The sequence below is a fragment of the Microcoleus sp. K4-B3 genome, from assembly GCF_036704615.1.
Taxonomy (GTDB): domain Bacteria; phylum Cyanobacteriota; class Cyanobacteriia; order Cyanobacteriales; family Microcoleaceae; genus Microcoleus.
Map to the genome: position 1 here is coordinate 32855 of NZ_JAUBSF010000032.1, position 26562 is coordinate 59416.

Consider the following 26562-nt stretch of genomic DNA (forward strand, 5'->3'; position numbering starts at 1 on the left):
AATATTTTCATCGCTCTCTTAAAAAGGTAGATTAAATAGTGACCTAGATCACAAAAACACCTCGCTTAACTTATATAATAAGGCAATTAGGCGATCGCAGCAAAAGTCTACCGAAGCTAGCTTTATTGGGTTGTTGTTTGCCGCTATCACCCCAAGATGAGGGCAAACTTACTGAAATAATTTAAGTCTTTTGGCTAGGAACCGCTCTTAAACTCCGCAACGCTTATGGGAACGGAGCAAAAAACTCAGTATTGCTTGCTCGAAGGAAGAATAAAATGCTAGGTAATTTTCAAGATAGGTGCATCCACCAGCTATTTGAGTTCCAAGTAGAGCGATCGCCTGAGGCTATTGCAGTAATTTTTGAAGGGAAGCAGCTAACTTATCAGGAATTAAACTCCCAAGCTAACCAGTTGGCGCATTATCTGAAGACTCTGGGTGTCGGGCCAGAGGTATTGGTTGCAGCCTGTGTGGAGCGCTCTTTAGAGATGGTTGTAGGTCTGTTGGGTATTCTCAAATCTGGCGGAGCTTATGTACCGCTAGATCCGCATTATCCGCAAAACAGACTGGCATTCATGTTGGAACATTCCCAAACGCCAGTATTGCTTACACAACAGTATTTAGTCGAGTCTCTTCCCGAACACCAAGCGCGTGTCATCTGTTTAGATGGGAATTCAGAAATAGTCGATCGCTTCAGCGAAGAAAACCTAGACAGCGGGGTGACACCGGATAATTTAGCTTATGTGATTTACACATCCGGCTCTACTGGTCAACCGAAGGGAGTAGCGATCGAGCATCGCGGTGCCGTTAACACACTCCTCGATATTAACCACCGCTTTCAAGTAGGAGCAGGCGATCGCGTCTTAGCTCTATCCTCCCTCAGCTTCGACCTATCTGTATACGACATTTTCGGCTTGCTGGCTGCGGGAGGAACCGTTGTTATCCCCCAATCCTCAGCATCGCCAGATCCAGCTCACTGGGTGGATACGATCGCCCAAGCACAAATCACCATCTGGAACTCCGCACCCGCCTTGATGCAGATGCTTGTGGATTATGCCGCTAGTCATAGCAAAGATTTACCTTCATCTCTGCGATTAGTTCTTCTCAGCGGCGATTGGATACCCCTGACTTTGCCAGCTCAAATCAAAGCTTTAGTTTCTAGGTCGGTGTCCGAAAGTTTAGACTTGGATATTGCAACTCAATTGAGTAGGACGGGCAAGATGCCCATCCCACAAGAAAAATCAGCCTCTGGTGGGGTGGGCGTCCCGCCCACCCAGTGCAGGAGTGCAATATCTGAGCTAGACCAACCTTCAACCCCTGCGATTATCGGTCTAGGAGGTGCAACCGAGGCTTCCATCTGGTCGATTTTATATCCCATCGAAACCGTTGACCCAGCATGGAAAAGCATCCCTTACGGTAGGTCAATGACCAACCAACATTTTTACGTGCTCAACGAAGCGATGGAGCCGTGTCAAGAGGGAGTAGTCGGGGAGCTTTATATTGGAGGAATCGGTTTAGCGAGATGCTATTGGCGAGATGAGGAAAAGACTAGCAAGCGCTTCATCACTCATCCGCACACAGGCGATCGCCTTTACTGTACAGGCGATTTGGGTCGCTATCTGCCGGATGGCAACATCGAATTTCAAGGTCGCATCGACCACCAAGTGAAAATTCGCGGCTTCCGCATCGAACTCGGCGAGATTGAAGCAGTGCTGGGACAACACCCAGACGTGCAGGTAGCAGTGGTAGCAGCACAAGAGGATGTACCCGGACAGAAGCGCTTGGTAGCTTATGTTGTTTCCAAAGTCACCGCAGAACGCACACCCTTCAAAAGCGAGTGTTTAGCAGAATTTGACGGCGATCACTCCGTTAAACTACACACAGAAGACATATCCATCGGTGGTATCGGCGTGGTTGGGGTTCCCGATGATTGGTCAAGAGGTAAGCAGGTTCGTCTGCGCCTCGTACTACCCGGAAATACCGAAGAGCAATGTTTTGAGGGAACTGTTGCTTGGTGTGAGGGAAATCAGGCAGGGATTGAGTTAGCTCTCACACCCACTGAAGAAGCTGTAATTCAGCAGAGCATAGATTATCTTTTAGAAACCCAAGGCTTCTTAAAATTTTTGCAACGCACCGTCGCAGGAAAGTTGCGTAACTTCCTGAAAGATAAGTTGCCCGAATACATGGTGCCCTCCAGCTTTGTGTTCCTGAAAACCTTGCCGCTAACGCCCAACGGCAAAATAGATCGGCAGAAGCTATTAGCGCCTGCCATTAAAATTTCCGAAGTACGACAAGATTATGTAGCACCTCAAACTCCTGTCGAAGAGGTAGTGGCAGGAATCTGGGCCCAAGTGCTGGGACTAGAGCGAGTTGGTATTCGCGACAAGTTTTTGGAATTGGGAGGTCACTCTCTGCTAGTCACGCAGATTGCAACTCGAATGCGAGACACCTTCCAGGTGGAATTACCGTTGCGTACCTTGTTTGAGTCTGCCACAGTAGCGGATATTGCTCACAATCTGGAAATCGCCAGTCAAAAAGCTCCCATACCCCAGGCTCCGCCAATTCAAGCAATTTCCCGGAACCAGGACTTGCCTTTATCTTTCAGCCAGCAACAACTGTGGTTTCTATGTCAACTGGCTCCCGATACACCTTTCTATAACGAACCGATTACCATTCGCCTGCCTGGTTCTGTCAATATTGCCGCACTAGAGCACAGCATCAGCGAAATCATCAAGCGTCACGAAATTTTGCGAACCACCTTTGCTCTTGTGAATGGGCAACCAGTGATGGTAATTCAAGATGCCTTTAAATTTACGTTGCCAGTGGTAAATCTTGGGGAATTTCCAGAGGTAGAACGGGAGTCTGAAGCTTTACGGCTGGCAACTTTGGAAGCGAAACAGCCTTTTGACCTCGCCCTTGGGCCACTGCTGCGGGCTACTCTCATGCAGTTGGGCGAGACAGATTACAGGTTGTTCCTGACCATACACCACATTGTTATTGATGCTGTTTCTCTATACAGCGTGTTGTTGAAGGAAGTCGCGGAACTCTACACCGCCCTTTCTTTAGGCTTGCCATCGCCCCTCCCAGAACTGCCGATTCAGTTTGCGGACTTTGCCCACTGGCAGCGGCAATGGCTACAGGGCGAGGTGCTGGAAAACCCACTGAGATACTGGAAGCAGCAATTAGCTAATCTGCCAACACTGCAACTGCCCAGTGACCGATCGCGATCGCCAGTGCAGACTTTTCACGGTGCGAGGCAATGTTTAGCCCTACCTCTGAGCCTAACCGAGATGCTTAAGGATCTCAGTCGTAGGGAGGGTGTCACTCTGTTTATGATGTTGATGGCAGCGTTCCAGATATTGATCTACCGCTATACAGGGCAGACCGATATTCCTGTGGGTACTACCGCTAACATCCGCCACCGACAAGAGCTAGAGGGGATGATTGGTTACTTCCTCAACACTTTAGTTCTGCGTACTGACCTTTCTGGCAACCCCAGTTTTAAGGAATTACTGGTGAGAGTGCGGGAGGTGACTTTAGGGGCTTATGCCTACCAAGAATTGCCCTTCCAGAAGCTAGTAGAAGAAATACAGCCAGAGCGGAATCTGAGCCATAACCCTCTATTTCAAGTCGCCTTTGTCCTCGAACCCCCGCTGCTAGAAATGGATGAATGGAAAATCAGCCAGCTAGATATCGATACCGGTGCGGCAAAGTTTGATCTGTACCTTGAGCTTGATGAGAGACCATTCGGCATCATTGGTCGCCTTGAGTACAACACTGACTTATTTGATTCGGCAACCATCACTAGGATGTTGGGAAATTTTCAGACATTACTGGAAAGCATCGTCGCTAACCCAGAGCAGAAAATTGCCGAGTTGCCTCTTTTAACTGAGTTGGAACGCCAACTATTAACGGCGTGGAATAATACGGAAACCGATTATCCTAAAGATGCTTGTATACACCAGTTGTTTGAAGAGCAGGTAGAGCGATCGCCCGATGCGATCGCATTAGTCTTTGAAGATGAGCAACTTACCTATAAAGAGCTGAACCAACGAGCGAATCAGCTAGCGCACCATCTCCGCAGTTTAGGTGTGGGGCCAGAGGTACTGGTGGGCATCTGTGTAGAGCGATCGCTAGAAATGGTAGTGGGTCTGCTGGGCATTCTCAAAGCTGGTGGGGCTTATGTGCCGCTAGACCCCGCGTATCCCCCAGAGCGTTTAGCTTTCATGCTAGAAGATGCCTCTGTACCAGTGCTGCTGACTCAGGCGCGGTTAGTTGAATCTATTCCCAAACATCAAGGGCGTATCATTTGCCTAGACACAGACTGGGAAATCATTGAGCGACAGAGTGAGGAAAACCTTGGATGCAGCTTAACCCCTGAGAATCTGGCCTATGTGATTTACACTTCGGGGTCTACTGGGAAGCCCAAGGGTGTTCTAGTGGCGCACTCTGGGCTAAGCAACCTAGCTACAGCACAGATGCGGATCTTCAATGTGCAACCTAACAGCCGTGTCCTCCAGTTCGCCTCTGTGAGCTTCGATGCCTCGATCTGGGAGGTTGTCATGGCCTTGTTGGCGGGAGCTACCCTAGTAATGGGAACGCGGGACTCTCTGCTACCAGGAGCAACTCTAATTGAGCTTTTGCGCGACTTTGCGATCGCGACTGTTACGCTACCACCATCAGTGCTAGCGGTACTGCCCGCGAATGAACTACCAGCGTTGCGGACAATAATAGTCGCCGGAGAAGCCTGCTCCCCCGACCTCATAGCTAAATGGTCATCAGGTCGTCGGTTCTTTAACGCCTATGGGCCGACCGAATCCACCGTCTGTGCCACCATCGCCGAATGTACCGATAGTAAAGAGCTACCGCCCATCGGTCGGCCCATTGCCAACACGCAGGTTTATCTTTTGGATGCCCAACTACAACTTGTGCCGATCGGCATTCCGGGAGAATTGTATATTGGTGGTGCTGGTTTAGCGCGGGGCTACCTCAACCGACCCGACCTAACAGCCGATCGCTTTATCCCCAATCCCTTTAGCGAGGAACCGAGCAAGCGCTTGTATAAAACTGGCGACTTAGCCCGCTATCTACCCGACGGCAACATCGAATTTCTAGGCCGCATCGACCACCAAGTTAAAATTCGTGGCTTCCGCATCGAACTCGGCGAGATCGATGCCGTATTGAGCCAACACCCGGATGTGCAGGAGTCTCTAGTTATCAACCGGGAGGATGCCTCCAGCAACCAGCGCCTAGTAGCTTATATTACTTCTAACCTCAGACCAGAACGAGTGCCTTATCAGAGCCCGTGTCTGGCAGAATTTGGCGGAAGTCCTGCGGTGGAACTTCGCACAGAAGACATTTCCATTGGTGGTGTCTGCATAATAGGTGTACCAGATGCTTATCAGCCCAGTCAACCCGTCCGTCTGTACCTGCGCCTACCTGGTTTGAGTGAGGAGCAATGGTTGGAGGGCAGGATAGTCTGGCGACAAGGCCAGCAATGTGGGATTCAGTTCGCCCTCAGCCGGACTGAGGAGGCTCTAGTTCGACAAAGCATAGATTACCTTCTGGAAACTCAGGGCTTCTTGAAAGTTTTGCAACGCACAACAGTCGGGAGCTTGCGGGACTTTCTGAAGCAGAAACTCCCCGACTATATGATCCCTTCCAGTTTTGTGTTTTTGAATCATTTGCCGCTCACACCAAACGGTAAAGTAGACCGTAAGGCGCTGCCAGCTCCCGATGTTATTAACCCACAATTGGAAACAACTTATATCGCACCCCAAACTGAGAGAGAACAAGCTATCGCTACAGTTTGGCAACAGGTATTAAACTTAGAAAAAGTAGGTGTAGATGATAATTTTTTCGATCTAGGCGGTCATTCATTACTGATGGCTCAGGCTCATAGCCAACTGCGCGAAGCGATCGACAGAGATGTTTCAATGATTGAGATGTTTAAATATCCAACTATCAGCTCTTTGGCTAAGTACTTAAGTGAGGAGCCAGAGGAAAAATCCTCTTTAGGGCAAAGTCGAGAACACATTAAAAAACAAAAAGAAGCAATCAATCGCCAAAAGCAAAAACAGCGCTTGCAAGGAAAGAATAAAAATGGATAACTCTGAAAATCACAACTCTATAGATGGTATCGCTCGTTATACAGCGGGGTGACACCGGATAACTGGTTCATTTATCGAAACTGTGCTAGTGTATTTTACTACAAAATTCAGAAGAGTAAAAAAGTTTGTAGTAACTCTTGACAAATCTCTGAGTATTGTGTAATTGTTCTAAAATCTGCCAATATGGTAGATACTCTAAAAAATACTGCTACTGGTTAAGTCACCATTTCATTGCGATCACAGGCTTCCTATAAATCTTTACAGATAACTTTTCGAGAAAACCAGATGGCTTTATATACAGACAATGCCCAACCTGAAGGTGAAAGCTCATCGTCAGCGCTACTAGAAATAATCTATGGGTATAAAAAAACCCAGGCTCTTTTTGTGGCGGCTAAACTGGGAATTGCCGATATTCTGAGTAATGGAGCTAAAACTGCCGATGAACTTGCCAAAGCTACCAATGTAAATTCTCGTAGTATTTATCACCTGATGCGTCTGCTGGTAAGTATTGGTGTTTTTTCTGCGGAAAATAATGAGAAGTTTGAATTAAATTCTCTTGGCAAACATCTCCTGACGGGTACTTCTGATTCTTTACGGGGTACAGTTATGGCAAATGGTAATGAAGTATATCAGGCATGGGGGAATTTACTACACGGTATGAAGACTGGCGAAACTGCGTTTGAGTATACTTTCAACACGAGTTTGTATAGTTATTTGAACCAGAATGCTGAGGCTGGCGACAATTTTAATGAATGGATGAAAGAAACGACAAGGGAGTGGCTGCTTCCGGTTCTTGAAGCTTATGATTTTTCAGCAGTTAAGACACTTGTGGATCTTGGAGGAAGCATTGGAACTCTAACGGCTGTTCTTCTTAATGGAAATCCCAATATGCAAGCCATTTTGTTTGATCGGGAAGATGTTGTTATCGATGCGAATCAGGTTTTGGAAGTGGCTGGAGTTGCAGATAGGTGTCAAATAGTTGGAGGCAGCTTTTTTGATTCGGTTCCCCCTGGTGGCGATCTTTACTTACTCTCTCGCGTCCTGTTCAATTGGGACGACGATCGAGCTCTTACAATTCTTAATAATTGCTACCAAGCTATGACAGCTAAAGATAAGCTGATGGTTATTGATTGTATTTTCCCTCCAGGAAAAGTGTCGCCATTTATTGGTATGATTAGCTTAAATTTGTTTGTTCTGGGCGGAAATTTTATGCGTACAGAGGATGATTTTTGTAATTTACTTTCATCCGCTGGATTCAAAGTGAATAATATGATAAAAATAAATGGGCCGTTCAGTGCGATAGAGGCGAAACGTGCTTAAAAACAAGTTTGTCACAAGGCAAAGTGGTGCGGGTGAATTCTGAACGATGAACGAGCCAACATCACAGAGCATAGTTTTTGCAAAACACGTAATCAATCAAACAGGGGGTGCGCTCAAGTGTCAATTACAGACCCGATGGAAGAACTACTACGTGAAGAAGCCAACCCGCTCGCCTATTGGAAGCAGCAACTAGCGAATCTGCCAACACTGCAACTGCCGACTGATCGAATGCGATCGCCAATGCAAAGTTTTCGGGGTGCAAAGCAATGTGTCGCGCTACCTCAAACTTTGAGTGAAGCGATCGCTTCATTAAGTCAAAAAGAAGGTGTTACCCTCTACATGACACTGCTGGCAGCCTTCAAAACCTTACTCTATCGCTACACGGGGCAGACCGACATTGTAGTAGGCACTGTCACCGCAGGACGCAACCAGCCAGAGATTCAGCAGCTAATTGGGTGCTTCGTCAACACCTTGGTGCTGCGTACCGATCTCAAGGACAACCCTACTTTCGAGCAGTTGCTCGAAAGGGTGCGGGAAGTGACTTTGGGAGCATTTGCTTACCAAGATTTACCTTTTGAGAAGTTGGTAGAAGCACTGCACCCAGAGCGGAATTTAGGTCAAAATCCCCTGTTTCAAGTTGCTTTTGTTTTGCAACCGCCAATGTCAGGCGTTGATTCGATGCTGAATTGGAGCGAGTTAGATATTGATACCGAAACGGCAAAGTTTGATTTAACCCTGGAATTACAGGAGACATCGGAGGGCTTAGTTGGTCGTTTTGAGTACAGCACAGATTTGTTTAATGCTGACACAATCGAGCGGATGATCGGGCATTTTCAGACTTTACTCGAAGCCATTGTTGCTAACCCAGAACAGAAAATTGCCCTGTTACCTCTGTTAACTGAGTTTGAATGGCAGCAGTTAGTGGCGTGGAATAATACCGAAACCGATTACCCTAAAGATGCTTGTATACATCAGTTATTTGAAGAGCAGGTAGAGCTCACGCCCGACGCGATCGCATTAGTCTTTAAAGACCAGCAACTGACCTATAAAGAACTGAACCAACGAGCGAATCAGCTAGCGCACCACCTTGGGAATTTGGGTGTTGGGCCAGAGGTATTGGTGGGCATCTGTGTAGAGCGATCGCTAGAGATGGTTGTAGGTTTATTGGCTATTCTTAAAGCTGGCGGAGCTTATGTACCACTAGATCCGAATTATCCCCAAAACAGACTGGCATTCATGTTGGAACATTCCAAGACGCCAGTGTTGCTTACACAACAGCATTTAGTCGAGTCTCTTCCCGAACACCAAGCGCGTGTCATCTGTTTGGATGGGAATTCAGAAACAGTTGATCGCTCTTAATACGGAATGAAGTGATTTTCTTTCGCAGTGGAAAGACCCTGTGGCAAACATTGTTGAATTGATTGGCTCAAACTATAAGCAATAAAAATATGTATACTCAGAATCAATTTAGTTGCTTTCTTATTGGAGAAGGAACTTTACCTATCCAATGTGCTGAACTTCTTTTAGAGCGGGGTCATCAGATTTTAGGCGTCATCTCCTCTGATGCATCGATAAGTAGCTGGGCGAAAGGAAAGGACATACCTCACATCCAGCAAACAGATAATCTCGTAGCAGTTTTAAGTCAGCAGCCTTTTGATTACCTGTTCAGCATTGTCAACAACTCCGTTTTACCCAAAGAAATTTTGGAGTTGCCGCGCATTGAGGCCATCAACTACCATGACGCCCTCCTGCCAAGATATGCGGGAGTGAATGCTACCTCTTGGGCTTTGATGCATGGGGAGAAGACTCATGGGGTTACCTGGCATGTGATGAGCGCTATGGTTGACGGGGGTAATATCCTCAAGCAGATTTCTGTCGAAATTAACTCAGACGAGACCGCTTTTACCCTCAATGGGAAGTGTTATGAGGCTGCCATTTGTTCATTTGCTCAGTTAATTGACGAACTTTCAAGTGGTCAAGCCAAGGTGAGCAAGCCGAATCTAGATGAGCGAACCTATTTTGGGCGCTACAAAAGGCCTCGTGCTGGAGGTGTGATCTCATTCAATTGTTGTGCCCATGATATAGATGCCTTCGTTAGGGCTTTGGACTTTGGTCCATACCCCAATCGATTAGGTCGGGCAAAGTTGGTCATAGGGAACAACTCGATCGTAGTCTCTAAGCTCGAAGTATTAGGTGACCAACCTAAGTCTCCTCCAGGAACGATAACAGCGATTGAACCGAGTTTTCTTAAAGTTTCTACAGCAAGTTATTCCGTAGCGCTGCACCAGGTGCTAACTATAGGTGGTCAAGTGCTACCGATTCCTGATTTGGTCGCGAGATTTAGACTGCAAGTTGGGTATCAGTTTAAAGACATCGAGCCGGATAGGGTGAAGCGCATTGAGAGGTTTGATGCGTTAATCGCTAAGCACGAGGCTTTCTGGGTAGAGAGACTGACGAGGTTACAGCCCATCAAGATTCCCTATGCACAGAGGAGTGTATCGCACTTAAAGTCGAAGCAGTACGCGAGTGTAGAGATACCCATCTCACATGAGATCACTACCTTTCTGGAAAAACGCCATCCAGCATGGAACCTGGGCGAATTTCTGGAAGCTGCTTTTGCCACTTATCTTGCTCGTATCGGAGGAACTGGATGTTTTGATATCGGATTTAGTGATGTAAAGTTACAGCAGGAGATGGTAGGACTGGAAAACCTTTTTGCCTCCCATGTTCCTCGTCGGGTAGATATAGAGTACGAGCAAAGTTTTGAGGAAGTTTTTGAAGCTTTTAGGAAACAGGTGGAGTTAACCAAAATTCACTTGACTTATGCGCGTGATGTCGTGCGTCGGTATCCGGCTCTTCGTTCATTGTCGCAGACTGATTGTGAGCAAATGTTTCCGGTGGTCGTAGAGCGGGTAGAAAAGCTGGATAACTACCAAGCAGAGCCTGGGAATGAGCTGACTCTAGTTATTGCGTCAGATGGAAAAGAATGCTTTTGGTTCTATAACACCTCGGCGTTGGATGATGACAGCATTGCCAGGATGCAAGATCAGTTTGCTATTTTTTTGCAAGGTATTGTCACCGACCCTGCCTGTTGCGTTGCTGAAATTCCGCTGCTATCTGATCCAGAGCGTCACAAAATTCTGGTGGCTTGGAATGATACTCAGGCAGATTACCCCAAGGATAAGTGTATCCATCAGTTATTTGAGGCTCAGGTGGAGCAGACACCTGATGCGGTGGCAGTAGTCTTTGAGGATGAGCAACTTACCTATAAAGAGCTGAATCAACGAGCTAATCAGCTAGCGCACCACCTTGGGAATTTGGGTGTGGGGCCAGAGGTATTGGTGGGTATTGGTGTAGAGCGATCGCTAGAAATGGTAGTAGGTCTGCTGGGCATTCTCAAAGCTGGTGGGGCTTATGTACCGCTAGACCCGGCTTATCCTAAAGAGCGGTTGGCCTTCATGCTAGAAGATGCCTCTGTGCCACTGCTGCTGACTCAGACGCGGTTGGTCGAATCTCTTCTTGAACACCAAGCACGTATCGTTTGCCTTGACACAGACTGGGAAGTCATTGAGCGACAGAGTGAGGAAAATCTCTCACCTCAAGTGACACCTGACAACTTAGCCTATGTGATGTATACATCAGGCTCTACCGGGATACCCAAAGGGGTTAGCGTCATCCATCAGGGCGTAGTGCGGTTAGTCAAAGATACCAACTATGTCAACCTAAGTGCAGAAGAAGTCTTCCTACAGTTGGCTCCTATCTCGTTTGATGCCTCGACTTTGGAGATTTGGGGCAGCCTGCTCAATGGAGCACGGTTGGTAATCATGCCCCCTCATACACCATCTTTGCAGGAGTTAGGACAGGCTATTCGGGGATACCAGATCACGACGCTGTGGCTCACCGCTGGATTGTTTCACATCATGGTGGACGAACAGTTAGAGGACTTAAAACAGGTACGTCAACTACTAGCGGGGGGCGATGTATTATCTGTACCTCACGTACAAAAAGTGCTGCAAGAACTAAAAGGATGCCAGTTGATTAATGGTTATGGCCCGACGGAGAACACCACCTTCACCTGCTGCTACCGGATAACAGAGGTAAATCTGATAGAAAATTCTATTCCTATAGGACAACCGATCGCCAACACGCAGGTCTATATTCTAGATGCCCAAAAACAACCTGTCCCGATCGGCATTCCGGGAGAATTGTATATTGGTGGTGCTGGTTTAGCGCGGGGCTACCTCAACCGACCCGACCTAACAGCCGATCGCTTTATCCTCAACCCCTTTAGCCATGAACAAGGCGATCGCCTCTACAAAACTGGCGACTTAGCCCGCTACCTACCCGACGGCAATATCGAATTCCTCGGTCGCATCGACCAGCAGGTTAAAATTCGCGGCTTCCGCATCGAACTGGGCGAGATTGAAGCGGTATTGAGCCAACACCCGGATGTACGAGAGTCTGTAGTTATGAAGCGGGAAGATACGTCCGGCAATCAGCGCCTCGTAGCCTATATCGTTTCCAACCTCACACCAGAACGTACTCCCTTCAAGAGCGAGTGTCTGGGAGAATTTGACGGTCATCCAGCGGTGGAACTTCGCACAGAAGACATTTCCATCGGTGGCGTCGGCATACTGGGCGTGCCAGATACTTGTGGGCCCGGTCAAATCGTCCGCCTGCGCTTGCGTATGCCCGGATTAGATCGGGAGCTATGGTTGGAGGGAACTGTAGCTTGGTGTCGGAGAAACCAAGCAGGGATTGAGCTGGCTCTGGGTGCGATCGAACAAAATCTTTTTCAACACAGCATAGAGTATCTTCTGGAAACTCAGGGTTTCTGGAAAGCTTTGCAACGCACAGCAGTCGGGAGTTTACGCAATGTTCTCAAGCAGAAGCTGCCCAACTATATGATGCCCTCCAACTTTGTGTTTTTGAATGCTTTGCCGCTGACACCCAACGGCAAAATAGACCGCAAGACCCTGCCAGAGCCAGATACTTTTAACCCACAGTTGGATTATATTCCACCCCAGACTGAGATCGAAGATGCGATCGCTACAGATTGGGAACAAGTATTACACCCAGAAAAAGTTGGTGTCGATGATAATTTATTGGACATCGAACTGGGCGATATCGAGGCGATATTGAGCCAACACCCGGATGTACGAGAGTCTGTAGTTATGAAGCGGGAAGATACGTCCGGCAATCAGCGCCTCGTAGCCTATATCGTTTCCAACCTCACACCAGAACGTACTCCCTTCAAGAGCGAGTGTCTGGGAGAATTTGACGGTCATCCAGCGGTGGAACTTCGCACAGAAGACATTTCCATCGGTGGCGTCGGCATACTGGGCGTGCCAGATACTTGTGGGCCCGGTCAAACCGTCCGCCTGCGCTTGCGTATGCCCGGTTCCGGTGAAGAGCGGTGGTTGGCGGGAAGTGTGGCTTGGTGTCGGGGAAACCAAGCAGGGATTGAGTTGGCTCTGGGTGCGATCGAACAAGATCTTTTTCAACAGAGCATAGCGTATCTTCTGGAAACTCAGGGTTTCTGGAAAGTTTTGCAACGCACAGCGGTGAGGAGTTTACGCAATGTTCTCAAGCAGAAGCTGCCCAACTATATGATGCCCTCCAGCTTTGTGTTCTTGAATGCCTTGCCGCTGACACCCAACGGCAAAGTAGACGCTCTGGCGCTACCAGTTCCAGATGCTCTTAAAATAGAGTTAGAAACAACTTATGTTGCACCGCAGACCGATATCGAGCAAGCGATCGCTACCGTTTGGCAACAGGTATTACACCTAGAGAAACTCGGTGTCGATGATAATTTCTTCGATTTAGGCGGTCATTCATTACTGATGGCTCAGGCTCAGAGTAAACTGAGAGAAGCGATCGACAGAGATGTTTCAATGATGGAGATGTTTAAATATCCAACCATCAGCTCTTTGGCTAAATATTTAAGTGAGGAACCCGAGGAAAAATCCTCTGTTGGGCAAAGCCGCGATCGCATCAATAAACAAAAAGACGCAATCCATCGCCAAAAGCAAAAACAGCGCTTGCAAGGAAAGAATAAAAATGGATAACTCTGAAACTTCCGAGTCTATAGAAGGTATCGCTATCATCGGCATGGCCGGTCGCTTTCCTGGTGCTAAAAATGTTGATGAGTTCTGGCAAAACCTACGCGATGGTGTGGAATCTATTTCTTTCTTCTCTGAACAAGAATTAGAATCTTTAGGTATTGACCAATCAGTGGTGCGTGACCCCCGCTATGTAAAAGCAAGAGCCGTACTAGAAGATATTGAGTTGTTTGATGCTTCATTTTTTGGGTTTAATCCTAGAGAAGCTGAAATCACAGATCCACAACACCGCTTTTTCTTGGAGTCGGCTTGGCAGGCTCTAGAAAATGCTGGCTACAACTCGGAAACTTACGAAGGTTCGATTGGGGTTTACGCAGGTGCAGGGAGTTTCAATACTTATTTATTGCACAACCTTTATCCCAACCGCAAGCTCAGAGAATCAGTTGGAGATTTCCAACTTACGATCGCCAATGAGAAAGATTTCCTGTCAACTCGCGTTTCTTACAAATTAAACTTGAAAGGGCCGAGTATTACTGTCCAAACAGCCTGTTCTACTTCATTGGTTGCTATTAGCATGGCTTGCCAAAGTTTGCTAAATTATCAATGCGATATGGCTTTGGCTGGTGGCGTTTCTATTGGCACTAACCAAAAAACAGGATATTTTTATAAAGAGGGAATGATTCTTTCGCCAGACGGACACTGTAGAGCCTTTGATGCTAAGGCACAGGGAACTGTTAGCGGTAGCGGTGTGGGAATTGTGGTTTTGAAAAGATTAGAGGAGGCGATCGCAGACGGAGATTATATTCATGCGGTGATTAAAGGTTCTGCGCTTAATAATGATGGTGCTTTCAAAATTGGCTACACAGCTCCCAGTATAGATGGTCAAGCGCGGGCGATCGCAGATGCTCTAGCACTAGCAGAAATTCCCGCTGAAACTATCAGCTATATAGAAGCTCACGGAACCGGAACACCCCTCGGCGATCCGATCGAAATTGCGGCGCTGACGCAAGCTTTCTCTGTTGAAACTAAGAAAAAAGGCTTTTGTGCGATCGGTTCTGCCAAATCCAATATCGGACATTTGGATACTGCTGCTGGTGTCACTGGCTTAATCAAAACTGTCCAAGCTCTCAAACACAAGTTAATACCGCCTAGCTTGCATTTTGAACAGCCTAATCCCAAGATTGATTTTGTAAACAGTCCTTTTTATGTCAATACTAAGCTTTCCGAATGGAAAGCAGGTAAAACTCCCCGTCGTGCTGGAGTTAGTTCTTTTGGCATCGGTGGAACTAATGCTCATGTGGTACTAGAAGAAGCGCCTACTGTAGAAAAATCGGGAGAATCTAGACCATCACAACTGTTGGTTTTATCGGCAAAAACTAGCTCTGCACTTGATAGTGCAACGGTAAATTTGAGCGAATATTTAAAGCAACATCCAGATGGAAATCTTGCTGATGTTGCTTATACGCTTCAAGTTGGTAGAAGAGCTTTCAGCCATCGACGGATAGTAGTTGGTAATGACATAGAAGAAAGTGTTATTGCCCTCGAAACACTCGATGCAAAACGAGTTTTTACTAGCTTCCAAGAGTCTAAAGATCGACCTGTCGTATTTATGTTCTCAGGACAGGGTTCGCAGTACATCAATATGAGCTTGGAACTATACCAAGTTGAACCAACATTTCGCGAACAAATCGATCTATGTTCGGAAATTCTTAAACCTCACTTGGAAATTGATCTACGCGACGTACTTTATCCAAGTGAAGCACAAGCAGAAGCAGCTACAAACCAACTAAAACAGACGGCGATCACACAACCAGCACTGTTTGCGATCGAGTACGCTTTAGCTAAATTGTGGATGTCTTGGGGAGTACATCCTAAAGCGATGATTGGTCATAGTATTGGTGAATATGTAGCCGCTTGTTTAGCAGGTGTTTTTTCCTTGGAAGATGGCTTGTCCTTGGTAGCTGCACGAGGTAAATTAATGCAACAACTGCCGAGTGGTTCCATGCTTGCAGTTCCACTTCCAGAACAGCAAGTGCAAGCATTTTTGGGCAATAAACTCGATTTAGCTGTGATTAACGGAGCATCTATGAGCGTGGTTTCAGGTGCTACTGATGCCGTAGATGAATTGGCACAAAAACTACTCGATAAAGGTGTAGATTGTCGCAGATTGCACACTTCTCATGCCTTCCATTCACAGATGATGGAGCCAATTTTAGAACCATTTACCAAACAGGTGCAAAAAGTTAAGCTGAAATCGCCTAAAATTCCATATTTGTCGAACGTTACTGGTAATTGGATTACAGCGGCAGAGGCGACAAATCCGAGTTATTATGCTCAACATTTGCGGCAAACAGTACGCTTTGCAGATGGGTTACAACAGCTATTAAAAGACCAAAATCAAATATTGCTAGAAGTGGGGCCCGGACGGACGTTGAACACGCTAGCAAAACAGCATCCTAACAAGGGGGCTGAGCAGATTGTAATTTCTTCATTGCGCCATCCACAAGACCAAAATTCAGATTTAGCTTTCTTACTTACTACATTGGGTAAACTCTGGTTAGGAGGAGTACAAATAGATTGGTCTAAATTTTATGCTGATGAGCAGCGTTATCGTCTCCCATTGCCGACCTATCCGTTTGAGCGCCAACGTTATTGGATTGAAGCACCAGGAATCGAGCAACCGATTAAAATTGCATCTTTACCAGATGAAAATTCCCAACCAGTCGATTCAACACCACACCACTCTAGACCGAATTTAGACAATACCTATATTGCTCCTAGAGATGAGATTGAGCAAACTATGGCTAGTATCTGGCAAGAATTTCTCGGTATCGAGCAAGTAGGGATTCATGATGATTTTTTTGATTTAGGCGGAGATTCCTTATTAGCCGTTCAACTAATAACTAAATTAAACGAAACACTGCAAAAATCCTTGTCTCCCCATAGCCTATTGCAATCATCGACTATTGCAGCTTTGGCGGCATTAATTAAAGACAATTCCGACTTATCGGATAATACTAACCAGCTACTCCAGCCAGCTTCTGAATCTTTATTAGTAGAAATTCAGCGCGGTAGTTTTAAACAACCTTTGTTCTTAGTTCATCCGGTAGGCGGTCACGTTTACATTTATCGGGATTTAGCACGTTATCTAGGTTCTGATCGGCCTATTTTTGGAATACAAGCGCACGTCTCAGATGGGGAAACTGAGTCTTTTACTAAAGTTGAGGAAATGGCTGCTCGCTATATTGAAGCAGTGCGAGTTCAACAACCTGAAGGCCCCTATTTTTTGGGTGGTTCTTCCTTTGGAGGCACTGTTGCTTTTGAGATGGCACAGCAACTCAATGCCCAAGGTGAAAAGATAGCACTGCTAACTTTAATAGATACTCCTGGTCCAGGTCAAATGCCTGTTTTAGAAACGGAAGATGATACAGCAATTTTGCTATATTTATTAGGTGTTGGGTTCAATCTATCTCTTTCTATGGATGTCCTTCAAAAACTAGAGCCTGATGAGCAACTTCTCTATTTTTTGGAGCAGGTAAAGATCGCTAATAGGGTAGTTCCTCCCGATTTTGGATTACCTCAGATTCGCCAGTTTCTTCATCTGTTTAAAGTACACGCCCAAGCGATGCTAAATTACATCCCTCAAACTTATGGAGGTCGAATTATATTTTTCCGTGCTACAGAGCAAAATGAAGTTAATGCCAAAAATCCAGAATTGCCCTGGATTGAGGTTGCTACAGGAGGAGTAGAGGTTCGAGAAGTGCCGGGAAATCATATTACTATGAATTACCCTCCTCATGTTCAGGTTATGGCTGAACAACTTAGAGTATATCTTGATTAGGTACGTAGTTGGGCTTCAGCCCTCTTATGGCTGAAGCCCAACTACTTACTTTTAAAGAGGGCTGAAGCCCAACTACTTACTTTTAAAGAGGGCTGAAGCCCAACTACTTACCTTTATGTATGAATATCGTAAATTGACACTCGAAGAACGGGTGCAACTTGTCAATCAAAGGTTGGCTAAGGGATATCCTGCTCATTCTCCACCTCATCCAGTGCAAGATTCTGAATTTTACCATCTTACAGTTAGTTGTTTTGAGCATAAATCTCGCATTAATACTCAGGAACGCCGTCAGCAACTTTTAGATATAATTTTTGATAGGTTTATTTCAGATGGTATAGAAATTAATGCTTGGGTAGTTTTACCAAATCATTATCATCTCTTAGTGCATCATATTAATATGTCACACTTAAGTGTACTCTTTCGTTCCATTCACGGCCCATTAGCTCGACAATGGAATCTTGAGGAGAATCTTACAGGTAAAGTGTGGCATTCGTTTAGCGATCGCGCTATTCGTTCGGAAAGACATTATTATACAACCATTAATTATATCCATTACAATCCTGTCAAACATGGCTGGGCAAAATCTCCTTATGATTGGTCAGCGAGTAGCTTACATTCGTATTTAGAGTATCATGGAAGAGAGTGGCTAAGAAGTGCATGGGTAGAATATCCGGTAAGAGATTGTGGAAAAGGATGGGATGATTAAGGTACTTACCGCTTGGGCGCATTAAGAGGGCTCAAGCCCAACTACGTACTTTTTAAGAGGGTTGAAGCCCAACTACTTACTTTTTAAGAGGGCTGAAGCCCAACTACTTACCTCTGTACTTTTTAAGAGGGCTGAAGCCCAACTACTTACCTCTGTACGTACCGCTTGGGCGCATTAAGAGGGCTGAAGCCCAACTACGTACTTTTTAAGAGGGCTGAAGCCCAACTACTTACCTCTGCAATTTTTAAATAGATGATTTTTTAAGGAGAATTCATGACTTTATATACAGAGAATGCACAACCAGAAGACGAAAACTCATCGTCATTGCTACTAGAAATGATGTACGGGTTTAAAATATCCCAGGCTCTTTTTGTAGCGGCAAAACTAGAAATTGCAGATATTCTGAATGATGGTTCTAAGACTGCTGATGAACTGGGGAAAGCTGCTGGTGTAAATTCTCAGGGTATTTATCACCTGATGCGTATGCTAGTAAGCGTTGGTGTATTTTCTCTGGAAGATAATGAAAAGTTTTGCTTAAATTCTCTGGGAAAACATCTTATAACTGGTACTTCTGATTCTTTACGAGGTACAGTGATGGCAATGGGTGATGAACTATATCAGGGATGGGGGAATTTACTCTACGGTATAAAGACTGGAGAAACTCCATTTGAACATACTTTTAAGACTAATTTTTATAGCTATTTGAAGCAGAATTCTGATGCTGCAGTAAATTTTAATGAGTGGATGAAGGAGACAACAAGGGAGTGGCTGCTTCCGGTGCTTGAAGCTTATGATTTTTCAGACGTTAAGACACTTGTGGATGTTGGAGGGGGAATTGGAACTCTAACGGCTGTGATTCTGAATGCGAATCCCAAGCTACAAGCTATTTTGTTCGATCGCGAAGATGTTGTTGTCGATGCAAATCCGGTTTTGGAAGTGGCTGGAGTTGCAGATAGGTGTCAAATAGTTGGAGGCAGCTTTTTTGAGGCGGTTCCCCCTACTGGCGATCTTTACTTACTCTCTCGTGTCCTTCTCAATTGGGACGATGCTCATGCTATTACAATTCTTAAAAATTGCTATCAAGCTATGACAGCTAAAGATCGGCTGATGATTGTTGATTTTATGTTGCCTGAAGGCAAAATGTCGCCATTTATTGGCATGGGTAGCTTAACTTTGTTCATTCTGGGGGGTACTTTTATGCGGACAAAGGATGAATTTTATAATTTACTTTCTTCCGCAGGGTTTAAAGTGACTAATATGATAGAAACAAAAGGGCCAGTAAGTGTGATCGAGGCGAAACCTGCTTGACATTCCCAGCTCTAAAAACACCGGGATTATTCTGGTGTAGGATTCCTATTGCTCAATTAATCTCCATCCTCTTATAGCAATTCTGAAAAATTCTGCAACAACAACAAAAGTAGGTTGGGTGGAACGAAGTGCAATCCAACCTCATGACTGTAGGAATATTTTTCATAATTGCTATTATCGGGACTTGAACAAATTGTGAGTCCAAACAGAGCATCGAACTTGCTATGTGTCAGGCAAATACCTCACCATTATGTTGCAGCCAAGCGAAAAAACGATCGGACTTTGACTGTGCGATCGCGTTGTTAGCAATTTCAATCGCCCGGTTTATGGTCGATATCCATCTATCCTACCGCTTCACCGCATGATTTTCCCACTTCCAAACACAGCTAGAAATCAAATTCGTGCAGATATGAGCCGTAATTGGCACTAACAAATTCCCAGTAGCTAAAACGCTGTAACCCAACAGCAATCCGACAGCCGTTGCCCAAACAGCATAAGGCCACTGATCCATGCCTCCCAAGTGCAGAATGCCGAAACAAAAACTCGATAAAACTAAACCGGTAACATTCAATCCCAAAGCAGACAGCATCACGCCTCGAAATAGCAATTCTTCGCTAAGTCCCGGCAGCAGTCCCAGCCAAATTAAATCAGGCCAAAACAAAGGTTTGAGCACTACTTCCAAGTACACATCCGCACTCCGGCGATAACCGGGCCAGAGGTGATAAACGATCGCACTGCCGCCTGTAATTGCCAGTCCGAGCGCACATCCTTTGAGCAAGTCCATTCCTATCAATTTGACTGGCAAAAGCGATACCGATCCAAATAGCAACCACAATTTAGCTACCGCCAGCAACATAATTGCTGTCACGCCCATTGCTACTAAAACTTGGGTGCGCGTCAAGGGTTCAATTTCAGGATTTCCGGGAAGTTTTTCTGCCACTTAATCACTTTTAGATTTGAGGTTTGAGATTTTAGATTTGTTTTGTTGAGTCAGACAAACAACGCAGGGAGGAGATGTCTGCACCCAAGGAAACTGGACTAATGCCCGCTCGCAAAGCGACCAAAACTCCGATCGCCTCTAAATATGAGTTTACCTGCAAAGCTTTGATTCCGAGTTTTTCTGGAGTCGCCTGCATCTGGGTTTTGTTGTCGCCCACAGCGATGATTTGTACGGACGATCGCCCGCTCAAACTCAGAATAGCACTGCCGCCGCAGGCTGTGGCGGGTATCACCACCGCATCGACTCGATCGGCCCACAAATCCTGGGACTCGAAATCTCGCCTGTTTGCATAGAATTTCTCTCTTGTGGGGCGGGCATCTGGCCCGCCCAATACCTGCGTGCGGGCCAGATGCCCGCCCAATACCTGCGACAGGCAAGATGCGTGTCCCACAGCAGGAGTGACAAATTGGGGAGCTTTGCTGAGGCCGGCAAGGACGCAAGGTAGGAAAGTATAGCCGATTTCCTCAGCAGCCGATCGCGGGGACAGGTGCGGATCGAGGGGAAGCGCAGACAGCGCGGGGGCGTGGGCGCAGGGGATTTTAAACGTCCTGACGATGAGGTGGCTGATGACAGCTTCCGCGCCGGCGAGGGGGTCAACTCCTTTGCCGCGGCGGTAGTTTTCGAGGGCAAGGCTGCCTTCATCGTCGGGAAATCTGGCTACAACTGCGATCGCCTCTACTCTTGCTTGTTCGATCAATTTTTCTGCAGCGCGCAATAAACTGTCTGGATTGCCGATCGTCCCCCAGGATGCCCCTGATTCAGAAATACGCAATTCTACTTGCAGGGGGCGATCGGTTAAAATGCAATCCGTTATATTCAAACCTAATGTGGCTCTAGCAGCATCAACGGCTTGCAAGTGCCGCAACTGCAAGTCTGGTTCGATCGCGGAATCTAGGATTAAGCCGATGCGATTTTGATGTACCTGTTGTAAGCCCCAGCATCCGGCAGCAAATTTGTCAAGGGCGTAACCTTCAACGTAGAGAGCGTTAGGTATCGGCCAATAAAGTTGAGCGCCGTTGAGGACGTTGGGGTGAGTGATCAGGGTATCTGAAATTTGGGCGATCGCCCTAGCAACGGGCAGCGCATCTCCTGCAAACCCACCAATCGAGGCTCCAACGCCTGTGGGGACTATCAAAACCACTGTTAAAGGGCGCCGGTTCACACTGTTGCGGGGGATGCTTCCACGAGCACGTAGCCTTCTACCACAGCCTTTTGCCGATCGACATCCACGTCTGTGACTGCCCACCGCAGGGGTTCCCCGTGCTTTTGCAGTTCAATTTCAATAGCCGAGTGCAATTCTTCGGCGGTATCGTGGAGGTCAACTTCTGCGGAAATGAAATGGGTAGTCATCGGGCGATCCATAGTGGTTTTACTGCGATCGGTACTTAGGTAAATTTTAGCTTAGTCCTAGGATTTACCGAACTGGCGATGGTACACAATGTCTTCTTTTTCGGTTTCTATCTTCAAGTTCGATCGGGGATAAGCAATGCACAGCAACACATAACCTTCTGCCTGAAGTTCGGGACTAACGCCCATGCAATCAACTTGCTCAACTTCACCCTCAATAACTTTAGCAGCGCAAGTAGTACAAACCCCCGCATTGCAAGAGTTCGGCAGATCAATGCCCGCAGCATTGGCCGCCCGCAAAATTTGTTGATTTTCCGGCACTTCAACCGTATAGGTAGAGCCTTGGTGGATCAATTCAACAGTGTAAGTCTTAGACATATTTCAATTATTCGTTTTAATTCCCAATTGGAATTTACGCTAGATTTGCAAACAAAGCAATGAGTATTTTACCGCTGTTGGTGATTTTGTGCAAATTTACAACTGCACTTTTTATTGCTAAAAATTTTTATTAATTGCCTGGGGCGAGCGATCTGCATTTTGTCAAGGACTGTTTCACAAATTATCACGAGGATCGCGGGCGAACTCTGCCAGAAAGCACTTATACGTAACTAATTTTTGCCTTCAAGCCAACAATTCCTCAACAGCAACACTAAAACCCGTCAGCACTAACTGAGTGCTGACGGTAGAACCCTGATTAAAGCTTAACTTTTGAGTTTGAGTCACGATCAATATCCAGCGACTTTCTGGAAAAACTATCCAAACTTCCAGACAACCCGAATCTAAATACTCTTGTGCTTTAAGAAAAATCTCTTCTGCACTATCAATAGGAGAAACTATTTCAGCAATTAACGGCGGACTTTGAGGCAAAGTAGGAACATCGCCAAATTGAGCCACAAGTTCAGGAGTCAGATAAGCTACATCAGCACGGCGCACTCGCCTGTCAGTACGACAAGGAACTTCGACATAAACTTCGCCTCCCTGTCCGCTAGAATCTTTGTAATTTCCCCAAGAACGATCTAGTCTAGATTGAATTCGACTGTGTTTTACTGTCATGCCATTTTTCTCCGCGATTTGCCCCTCCACCCATTCCATGCACTCGGGGGGATTAGCCATAAAGTCTTCTAGAGAAACATTTTCTGATAAAACGGCAGCCATTACCATAGCCATTTACTCCCTTTTGCAGAATTCACTGATATTGTAGCAATCAATTGGTAGTAATTGGGAATTGGTAATTGGAACTAACAAATAACCTATGCCCTATGCCCTATGCCCCATGCCCTATGCCCCATGCCCAATTTAATCAATCTCAATTTGATTGGGAGGTTTAGGTTGATTCTGTTGCTCATCCTTCAAAGTTTTACGCCCAGAACTAGCATAATCCTTGTACATTTCCACAAACATCTTGGTTAACTGCTGCAAAGAAAGTTGTTCCCCATTAACTTGAGCTTTCATATAAGCTTTAAGCACTTCAATGTAAGCCAAACCGAGGGCAAGCGTGAGAGTTGCTGCCGTTGCACCGGAGATTGCACCGCCGACAACAGTACCCGCACCAGGAATCATTTTAATCAAATTAGTAACAATACTTCTGCCAACAGCAGTCACCCCGCCAGCACCGCTAATTGCCGACAGCATCGCCGAAATAAACCCCTTATCAAAGGGCATTCCAAAAATCACTGTAATATTAGCAATCATTGCCGTTTGCATCGTCATCAAAATCGGCGCATCAGCAAACGGTACAGGAGTCGCACCGACAATGGCAGAACCTGCAACATAAGCACTTAGATACTTAAATGCCATATCTGATTTGAGCGCTATGTTGGCAATTTGTTCTTTAACAAAAGCTTTTTTAGCTACTTCGGGCAGCAGTTGAAAAGTTGCATCTACCAACTTATCTAAACCGTGAGATTTTACTGTATAATCCTCATCTATTTCTTCCGGTTCAGCCATGACGGGGATAATTTGACTGACTGGTAAATTCATGTGTTCCAGTTGCTTGAAAAATTCGCTCGGCTTTTTAGATGTCGTCTGAGTCAGCACTAAAATCACTGGTACATCTTTGACTTCCATTTCTTTTAGCCAGCTTTCCTCCACAGATTCTATTCTATTGGCGCTGTGATTGATGCAGTACCAAATGACGTGAATGTGTTCTTTAGGGTGCAGGAGTCTTTGGTCTTCAATTAGTTTAGCAACGTTTAATTGAATAACTTTAATTTGTTCGGCGTTGAGTTCGAGTCCGGGAGTATCGTAGACTGTAATTGGGCAATTCGGTTTTGTATATTGGCGAATGCCTTGAGTTATGGGGCGGCCGACTCCGGTTTCTGCTAAGCGTTGGCGAAAAACGGAATTGATCAGGGTACTTTTGCCGACTCCGGTTTTGCCGATGACTAAAACATTGCACTGTCCCACTTGATTTTCTGCATCTTTGAAGGCGTAGTAACTTCTATTTAAAAGCTCGTCTAAGGAAAAGTCGTCTGACATGGCGGTTTGCTCCGATAATGGTGGGATATTAATTCAATACCACCGAATATAATTCCAATGCTCTACAAACGAAGTCCGCGAAGGCGGACTGGGGAAGTCTTAAGAATATTGTAGCAATTTGATTTAAGAACTGGTGCAACGGGTAGAGGAGAGTTTTGTGTCGCGTGCTGCTAAATGAAAGGTTGTAGAATTTAGTTTAAGCTAGCAATCGATCGACATCAATGCTAAAACCTGTCAGGATTTGTTGGGTGCTGGCGGTATCGCCCGATCGAAATGTCAATATTGGATTTTGAGTCATCACGAATATTAAACGACTTTCGGGAAAAACTAACCAGACTTCCTGACAGCTTGATTCTAAATATTCCTGTGCTTTGAGAAATACATCTTCAGCGATATCGGTGGGTGAAACTATTTCGGCAATTAAAGGGAAACTTTGGGGTAAAGTGGCAAGATTGCCAAATTGTGCAACTAATTCGGGTGTAAGATAAGCGACATCGGGGCGGCGAATTTGTTGGTTAGTGCGGCAAGGTGGTGAAATATAAACTTCTCCTCCTTGTTTGCTGGAAATCATGTAATTTGCCCAAGCACAACCCAGGCTTGATTGAATTTTACCATGCTTGAGCGTGGCTCCATTTTTCTCCACGAGTTGTCCGTCCACCCATTCCATCTGGTCGGGGGGATGAGCCATGAACTCTTCTAGAGTAAAATGCTTCTGTGCGGCAGTAGCAGTGACCATAGTCATTTCCTCGTTTTTACAAATCGGTTTCAGAACTTGCCTGTATGATGTTCGATCAAACCTTCACGACGGGGGCAAACTCCTCTAACTGCACTTGTAGGTCATCCACCAGCATTAAACGATACCTTTCTGTAGCTTTCAACTTTTGGAAAACATAACTAGCAAAATCATCACACCACTTTTGCCTCTCAAGTTCATTCGAGATGTTCAGCGCTCTGATTGATAGGTTGTAAGGGTATTCTTCAAATGTGAGCTCTTTATCATTTTCAAAATCATGCTTTCCTACTGTAAGAGTGATTGTTGAGTTACGAAACTCATACCAGTTGTCAATGCCATCAGAAACCAGCTCTAATTTAAGAGCCAATATAAACTCTAATTCTTTGATTAAATGTTCGATGTCCTGTGGAAAGTCTACAAAAATATCTAGTGTGCGAGACATAAAAACCTCCTTTATTGAAACTCAGTAAAAGTGATGTCATAGATATCGCCAATAATTCGGACGCTATCAATTTTTCCGCGTGTAATATTTTTCGCCCTCTGCAAACCTCGTTCAGCCTCAGCCTCTATCAACCCAGACACCCTAGCATCTATAATTATATCCCTAGCTTGTCCCCCTCGTCTAATCGAGTTGTTGATCTGATTTTTTACTGTCGCGCTTGTAGCACCGGCATCTAGACTTTTGAATTCAGTGAATTTTCCATCTACCTCAGCATCGGGATTTCTACCTCCATCGGTTTTTTCTACCAAGGCTTTAACATTCTTTCCCTCTCTTTCCAGAAATTCAGCAATCGCTCTTTCGGTTGCAGCAAAAGCTCTTTCTGATTCATCAATACTGCCACAATTAGCTGAATTTTGCTTAGGGGTTTGGTTAGTCCCGTTATTCACCATTTTTGGTTATTTAAAATTTTGGTGAATTATCGCACATTATGAGCCAAGTCACTTGAGAAAAAGAACCGGGTTTCTCACTTAGTCAATACAATGATTCCTCTCCCATCAGGTTCTACTATTACCCTAATACTAACACTATCTCTAGTTCTTTCTATATGCCATCTTACAGGCTTACCAGCAAAAAAGTTACTTAAACTTTTAGCAAAGACTTAAGATAAGTATAAACTATGAAACAATAAATTCTCTTTGATTTTCTGACAATTAATGGCACTTTTGCAAGAAGCCTGCTATTACTATTATGGCGGGTAAAGACGATGATTTTATCCCACAACCCTTGTAAACTTAAGTTGGTATTGAGAACACAGTGATGTCACATTAAATAGGATTCTTTGAGTTATTTTAGCTTTTTCTTTATTGAGTAGATATCATTAATTTTTAATAGTTTTTCAATTTTTAATTGCATATTCTTCTTACCTTTTTTTAGCCCTTATTTATAATTCTCATCGTCGAGCATGTTCAGATATTTCTTAACTTCGTTTTCAAAATCCTTTAGAGTGTCATACGGTAATACCTCCATATTCTCTGGATTATATCTTATTTTATTCTCTGGATTATATATTATTTTATACTCTTCTTTCTTTTTAAGGATTTCACAAATATCCTCAGAAAGCTCATAAGTTACATTTACTCTATAAGCTGTTTCGCATTAAAACTGGTATAATAATAAATCACAAGTCACAGAAAAGCCAGAAGTATGCCAGCCAAAAAT

Annotated in this window: 15 protein-coding genes and 1 pseudogene; 7 read left to right on the top strand and 9 right to left on the bottom strand. The window is 45.3% G+C overall.

Going from position 1 to position 26562, the window contains the following annotated elements:
- Nucleotides 1–275 precede the first annotated feature (275 nt).
- The 7 genes and pseudogenes from QUA78_RS15780 (at nucleotide 276) to QUA78_RS15810 (ending at nucleotide 19344) form a co-directional block, all read left to right on the top strand.
- On the top strand, nucleotides 276–6107 hold the full coding sequence (locus QUA78_RS15780) for an amino acid adenylation domain-containing protein (protein ID WP_333302176.1): 5832 nt from the start codon (nucleotides 276–278) through the stop codon (nucleotides 6105–6107).
- A 285-nt stretch (nucleotides 6108–6392) separates the two neighbouring features.
- Complete coding sequence (locus QUA78_RS15785) at nucleotides 6393–7427, top strand: methyltransferase (protein ID WP_333302177.1); 1035 nt, start codon at nucleotides 6393–6395, stop codon at nucleotides 7425–7427.
- A 168-nt stretch (nucleotides 7428–7595) separates the two neighbouring features.
- A pseudogene (locus QUA78_RS15790) lies at nucleotides 7596–8774 on the top strand (non-ribosomal peptide synthetase); the annotation flags it as partial.
- Nucleotides 8775–8875: 101 nt separating this feature from the next.
- Nucleotides 8876–13495, top strand: a complete 4620-nt coding sequence (locus QUA78_RS15795) for an amino acid adenylation domain-containing protein (RefSeq protein ID WP_333302178.1) — start codon at nucleotides 8876–8878, stop codon at nucleotides 13493–13495.
- Nucleotides 13488–17330, top strand: a complete 3843-nt coding sequence (locus QUA78_RS15800) for a beta-ketoacyl synthase N-terminal-like domain-containing protein (RefSeq protein ID WP_333302179.1) — start codon at nucleotides 13488–13490, stop codon at nucleotides 17328–17330. Before QUA78_RS15795 ends, QUA78_RS15800 begins: the two co-directional genes overlap by 8 nt.
- A 133-nt stretch (nucleotides 17331–17463) precedes the next feature.
- Nucleotides 17464–18036: an REP-associated tyrosine transposase gene (locus tag QUA78_RS15805; RefSeq protein WP_333302180.1), complete on the top strand. Its 573-nt coding sequence runs from the start codon at nucleotides 17464–17466 to the stop codon at nucleotides 18034–18036.
- A 273-nt stretch (nucleotides 18037–18309) separates the two neighbouring features.
- Nucleotides 18310–19344, top strand: coding sequence for a methyltransferase (locus QUA78_RS15810; protein ID WP_333302181.1), 1035 nt, complete (start codon nucleotides 18310–18312; stop codon nucleotides 19342–19344).
- A gap of 346 nt (nucleotides 19345–19690) precedes the next feature.
- Here the strand turns inward: QUA78_RS15810 and QUA78_RS15815 are convergent, their stop codons facing one another.
- The 9 genes from QUA78_RS15815 to QUA78_RS15855 form a co-directional block, all read right to left on the bottom strand.
- Complete coding sequence (locus tag QUA78_RS15815; protein ID WP_333302182.1) at nucleotides 19691–20284, bottom strand: CPBP family intramembrane glutamic endopeptidase; 594 nt, start codon at nucleotides 20282–20284, stop codon at nucleotides 19691–19693.
- A gap of 31 nt (nucleotides 20285–20315) precedes the next feature.
- Nucleotides 20316–21506 (bottom strand): DUF3326 domain-containing protein, encoded by a 1191-nt coding sequence (locus tag QUA78_RS15820; protein WP_333302183.1) that lies wholly within the window; start codon nucleotides 21504–21506, stop codon nucleotides 20316–20318.
- Nucleotides 21503–21694: a hypothetical protein gene (locus QUA78_RS15825; RefSeq protein WP_333127563.1), complete on the bottom strand. Its 192-nt coding sequence runs from the start codon at nucleotides 21692–21694 to the stop codon at nucleotides 21503–21505. The genes QUA78_RS15820 and QUA78_RS15825 overlap by 4 nt, the downstream gene beginning before the upstream one ends.
- A 57-nt stretch (nucleotides 21695–21751) precedes the next feature.
- A complete protein-coding gene (locus QUA78_RS15830; protein ID WP_333302184.1) occupies nucleotides 21752–22069 on the bottom strand; it encodes a 2Fe-2S iron-sulfur cluster-binding protein in 318 nt (105 codons plus the stop codon).
- A 243-nt stretch (nucleotides 22070–22312) separates the two neighbouring features.
- A complete protein-coding gene (locus tag QUA78_RS15835; RefSeq protein ID WP_333302185.1) occupies nucleotides 22313–22858 on the bottom strand; it encodes a Uma2 family endonuclease in 546 nt (181 codons plus the stop codon).
- Nucleotides 22859–22987: 129 nt separating this feature from the next.
- On the bottom strand, nucleotides 22988–24169 hold the full coding sequence (locus QUA78_RS15840; RefSeq protein WP_333302186.1) for a GTPase: 1182 nt from the start codon (nucleotides 24167–24169) through the stop codon (nucleotides 22988–22990).
- A gap of 196 nt (nucleotides 24170–24365) precedes the next feature.
- Nucleotides 24366–24905, bottom strand: a complete 540-nt coding sequence (locus tag QUA78_RS15845; RefSeq protein WP_333302187.1) for a Uma2 family endonuclease — start codon at nucleotides 24903–24905, stop codon at nucleotides 24366–24368.
- Between the two features lie 55 nt (nucleotides 24906–24960).
- The gene (locus QUA78_RS15850; RefSeq protein ID WP_333302188.1) at nucleotides 24961–25344 is read right to left on the bottom strand and encodes a hypothetical protein; all 384 of its coding nucleotides are present in this window, start codon (nucleotides 25342–25344) and stop codon (nucleotides 24961–24963) included.
- An 11-nt stretch (nucleotides 25345–25355) separates the two neighbouring features.
- Nucleotides 25356–25793, bottom strand: coding sequence for a CdiA C-terminal domain-containing protein (locus QUA78_RS15855; RefSeq protein ID WP_333302189.1), 438 nt, complete (start codon nucleotides 25791–25793; stop codon nucleotides 25356–25358).
- Nucleotides 25794–26562: the final 769 nt, after the last annotated feature.